This window comes from Sphaerisporangium album (assembly GCF_003323745.1).
GTDB lineage: Bacteria > Actinomycetota > Actinomycetes > Streptosporangiales > Streptosporangiaceae > Sphaerisporangium > Sphaerisporangium album.
The window spans coordinates 1-5,386 of record NZ_QOIL01000049.1; the positions used below are offsets into that span (position 1 = coordinate 1).

Consider the following 5,386-nt stretch of genomic DNA (forward strand, 5'->3'; position numbering starts at 1 on the left):
TGCTGTCTCTGAGATCACACAGTGGACGCGAGCATGCTCTGTGGTCAAGTCCTCGGCCTATTAGTACCGGTCAGCTCCACACCTTACGATGCTTCCACACCCGGCCTATCAACCCAGTCATCACCTGGGAGCCTTACCCCCCTTAACGGGGGTGGGAGACCTCATCTCAAGGCGGGCTTCCCGCTTAGATGCTTTCAGCGGTTATCCCTCCCGAACGTAGCCAACCAGCCATGCCCTTGGCAGAACAACTGGCACACCAGAGGTTCGTCCGTCCCGGTCCTCTCGTACTAGGGACAGCCCCCTTCAAGTCTCCTGCGCGCGCAGCGGATAGGGACCGAACTGTCTCGCGACGTTCTAAACCCAGCTCGCGTACCGCTTTAATGGGCGAACAGCCCAACCCTTGGGACCTACTCCAGCCCCAGGATGCGACGAGCCGACATCGAGGTGCCAAACCATCCCGTCGATATGGACTCTTGGGGAAGATCAGCCTGTTATCCCCGGGGTACCTTTTAGCCGTTGAGCGACGGCGCTTCCACAAGCCACCGCCGGATCACTAGTCCCAGCTTTCGCTCCTGCTCGACCCGTCGGTCTCACAGTCAAGCCCCCTTGTGCACTTACACTCACCACCTGATTGCCAACCAGGCTGAGGGAACCTTTGGGCGCCTCCGTTACCCTTTAGGAGGCAACCGCCCCAGTTAAACTACCCACCAGACACTGTCCCCCACCCGGATCCACGGGCGCGGGTTAGACATCCAAAACGACCAGAGTGGTATTTCACCAATGACTCCACCAGAACTAGCGTCCCAGCTTCACCGTCTCCCACCTATCCTACACAAGCCGTCCCAAACACCAATGTCAAGCTGTAGTGAAGGTCCCGGGGTCTTTCCGTCCTGCTGCGCGTAACGAGCATCTTTACTCGTAGTGCAATTTCGCCGGGTCTGTGGTTGAGACAGCGGGGAAGTCGTTACGCCATTCGTGCAGGTCGGAACTTACCCGACAAGGAATTTCGCTACCTTAGGATGGTTATAGTTACCACCGCCGTTTACCGGCGCTTAAGTTCTCACCTTCGCCCACCGAAATGAGCTGAGCGGTCCCCTTAACGTTCCGGCACCGGGCAGGCGTCAGTCCGTATACATCGTCTTACGACTTCGCACGGACCTGTGTTTTTAGTAAACAGTCGCTTCCCCCTGGCCACTGCGACCCCCACCAGCTCCAGGCGCAAAGACCCATCACCAGCAGAGGCCCCCCTTCTCCCGAAGTTACGGGGGCAATTTGCCGAGTTCCTTAACCACAGTTCACCCGATCGCCTCGGTATTCTCTACCTGACCACCTGAGTCGGTTTAGGGTACGGGCCGCCGGCACACTCACTAGAGGCTTTTCTCGGCAGCATGGGATCACCCACTTCACCACAATCGGCTCGGCATCACATCTCAGGATTCACGCGGCACGGATTTACCTATGCCACTCCCTACATGCTTACCCCAGGAACAACCATCGCCTGGGATGGGCTACCCTCCTGCGTCACCCCATCGCTTACCTACTACCAGATCAGGCCAGGCGTTCACCCTCACCCAGACTCCGAAGAACCTGAGGGGCTAAGGACCCTTAGTATCACTGGATTCGATATGGGCGCGCGCCCGCGGGTACGGGAATATCAACCCGTTGTCCATCGACTACGCCTGTCGGCCTCGCCTTAGGTCCCGACTTACCCTGGGCGGATTAACCTAGCCCAGGAACCCTTGGTCATCCGGCGCAGAAGTTTCTCACTTCTGATTCGCTACTCATGCCTGCATTCTCACTCGCACAGCCTCCACAACTCGGTCACCCGGCTGCTTCACCGCCTGTACGACGCTCCCCTACCCACCCACACACCTGGACGCCCGCAAAGGCGCCGAGCTTAATATGTGAGTGCCACGACTTCGGCGGCGTACTTAAGCCCCGCTACATTGTCGGCGCGGAATCACTTGACCAGTGAGCTATTACGCACTCTTTCAAGGATGGCTGCTTCTAAGCCAACCTCCTGGTTGTCACTGCGACTCCACATCCTTTCCCACTTAGCACACGCTTAGGGGCCTTAGTCGGTGGTCTGGGCTGTTTCCCTCTCGACCACGGAGCTTATCCCCCGCAGTCTCACTGCCACGCTCTCACTTACCGGCATTCGGAGTTTGGCTGACGTCAGTAACCCGGTAAGGCCCATCAGCCATCCAGTGCTCTACCTCCGGCAAGAAACACGCAACGCTGCACCTAAATGCATTTCGGGGAGAACCAGCTATCACGGAGTTTGATTGGCCTTTCACCCCTACACACAGGTCATCCCCCAGGTTTTCAACCCTGGTGGGTTCGGTCCTCCACACGGTCTTACCCGCGCTTCAACCTGCCCATGCGTAGATCACCCCGCTTCGGGTCCACAGCATGCGACTCAAACGCCCTATTCAGACTCGCTTTCGCTACGGCTCCCCCACACGGGTTAACCTCGCCACACACCATGACTCGCAGGCTCATTCTTCAAAAGGCACGCAGTCACATCACAGACGAAGCAAGCTCCGCCTACGCTCCTACGGCTTGTAGGCACACGGTTTCAGGTACTATTTCACGACCCCTCACCGGGGTGCTTTTCACCTTTCCCTCACGGTACTCGTGCACTATCGGTCACCAGGGAGTATTCAGGCTTACCAGGTGGTCCTGGCAGATTCACACAGGATTTCTCGGGCCCCGTGCTACTTGGGATCCCCTCAAACAGTCGGCAGAATTTCGCCTACCCGGCTCTCACGGTCTACGGCGCCCCTTCCCAGAGGCTTCGACTACCCCACCGATTTATCACTGTCCATGGCTCCGGCAGAAACCACAAGAAGGTCCCACAACCCCACACACGCAACGCCCGCCGACTATCACACGCGCATGGTTTAGCCTCATCCGCTTTCGCTCACCACTACTCACGGAATCACATTTTGTTTTCTCTTCCTACGGGTACTGAGATGTTTCACTTCCCCGCGTTACCACCAACCGCCCTATACATTCAGACGGCGGCGACACCACATGACTGGTGCCAGGTTTCCCCATTCGGACATCCCCGGATCAACGTCTGGTTGGCGACTCCCCGAGGCTTAACGCAGCCTCCCACGTCCTTCATCGGCTCCTGATGCCAAGGCATCCACCGTGTGCCCTAAAAAACTTGGCCACAAAGATGCTCGCGTCCACTATGCAATTCACAAACAACAAACGAGACCACCAGCCCCACCCGCCACCAGACCCAGCACCACCCACCCACAAAGGACGAGCACCACCAGCGGTATGACAGAAGACCGGTCCCGCAAACAAGGAAACACCCACCGCACAAGCAGCAAGACCGCCACCCCACCACCCACCACCAGGCAAGTAGCGAGAACCCGGCCAGATCACTCCAGCCGTAGCGGCCCCGCGCAACGGTCCGTTCCCTCAGGACCCAACAGTGTGTCCAACCAACCCCAGCAACCCCCGGCCTGCGTTCCTGAACCCCGCACCCTAGACGGATGCCGGGCAGTACCAGCAGACCAGGCCGGCTAGGCCTGATTGAGTAGCCAGTGCTCCACTAATGAGCCGGCCACGCACAGAACACGCGTCTGTGACCGTGACCATGGACCTCACAGCATGGCAGACGACCCCGACGTTGATCGGTGCCTGCCCCTGCAGAAGGCCGGTGCTCCTTAGAAAGGAGGTGATCCAGCCGCACCTTCCGGTACGGCTACCTTGTTACGACTTCGTCCCAATCGCCAGCCCCACCTTCGACCGCTCCCCCCCTTACGGGTTGGGCCACGGGCTTCGGGTGTTGCCGACTTTCGTGACGTGACGGGCGGTGTGTACAAGGCCCGGGAACGTATTCACCGCAGCATTGCTGATCTGCGATTACTAGCGACTCCGACTTCATGGGGTCGAGTTGCAGACCCCAATCCGAACTGAGACCGGCTTTTAGGGATTCGCTCCACCTCACGGCATCGCAACCCTCTGTACCGACCATTGTAGCATGTTTGCAGCCCAAGACATAAGGGGCATGATGACTTGACGTCATCCCCACCTTCCTCCGAGTTGACCCCGGCAGTCTCCCATGAGTCCCCACCACCCCAAAAGGGCGCGCTGGCAACATGGAACAAGGGTTGCGCTCGTTGCGGGACTTAACCCAACATCTCACGACACGAGCTGACGACAGCCATGCACCACCTGTCACCCGATCCAAAGGAGGCCCCCATCTCTGAGGGTTTCCGGGCGATGTCAAGCCTTGGTAAGGTTCTTCGCGTTGCGTCGAATTAAGCAACATGCTCCGCCGCTTGTGCGGGCCCCCGTCAATTCCTTTGAGTTTTAGCCTTGCGGCCGTACTCCCCAGGCGGGGCGCTTAATGCGTTAGCTACGGCACGGAACCCGTGGAAGGACCCCACACCTAGCGCCCAACGTTTACAGCGTGGACTACCAGGGTATCTAATCCTGTTCGCTCCCCACGCTTTCGCTCCTCAGCGTCAGGTAAGGCCCAGCAAGCCGCCTTCGCCACCGGTGTTCCTCCTGATATCTGCGCATTTCACCGCTACACCAGGAATTCCGCTTGCCCCTACCTACCTCTAGCCAGCCCGTATCCACCGCAGACCCACAGTTAAGCCATGGGCTTTCACGGCAGACGCGACAAGCCACCTACGAGCTCTTTACGCCCAATAATTCCGGACAACGCTCGCGCCCTACGTATTACCGCGGCTGCTGGCACGTAGTTAGCCGGCGCTTCTTCTACAGGTACACGTCCGAATTCGTCCCTGCTGAAAGAGGTTTACAACCCGAAGGCCGTCATCCCCCACGCGGCGTCGCTGCGTCAGGCTTTCGCCCATTGCGCAATATTCCCCACTGCTGCCTCCCGTAGGAGTCTGGGCCGTGTCTCAGTCCCAGTGTGGCCGGTCGCCCTCTCAGGCCGGCTACCCGTCGTCGCCTTGGTAGGCCACTACCCCACCAACAAGCTGATAGGCCGCGAGCCCATCCCCAACCGAAAAAACTTTCCACCCACAGCGATGCCGCCGCAGGTCCTACCCGGTATTAGACCCGGTTTCCCAGGCTTATCCCGAAGTTGAGGGCAGGTTACTCACGTGTTACTCACCCGTTCGCCGCTCGAGTACCCCGAAGGGCCTTTCCGCTCGACTTGCATGTGTTAAGCACGCCGCCAGCGTTCGTCCTGAGCCAGGATCAAACTCTCCAAACAATGTCTGAAGAACATCCCGGCAGACACCCCATCACACGGGATGCCAACCAAAGGAATCCATCCCCACCAGACAGCCACCCGCTAAGACGGCCATCCGTGACAGACGGAGGTTCATGCATGATTCATGCACTGGCTTTTAACACACTGTTGAGTTCTCAAGAAACGGACGCGTACACC

Annotated in this window: 2 rRNA genes; both read right to left on the reverse strand. The window is 58.7% G+C overall.

The annotated features are described in order from the left end of the window. Positions 1–40: 40 nt before the first annotated feature. Positions 41–3,178: ribosomal RNA gene (locus DQ384_RS40085) — 23S ribosomal RNA — on the reverse strand. A 509-nt stretch (positions 3,179–3,687) separates the two neighbouring features. Next, positions 3,688–5,209: ribosomal RNA gene (locus tag DQ384_RS40090) — 16S ribosomal RNA — on the reverse strand. The 16S and 23S rRNA genes sit together here, the layout of an rRNA operon. Positions 5,210–5,386: the final 177 nt, after the last annotated feature.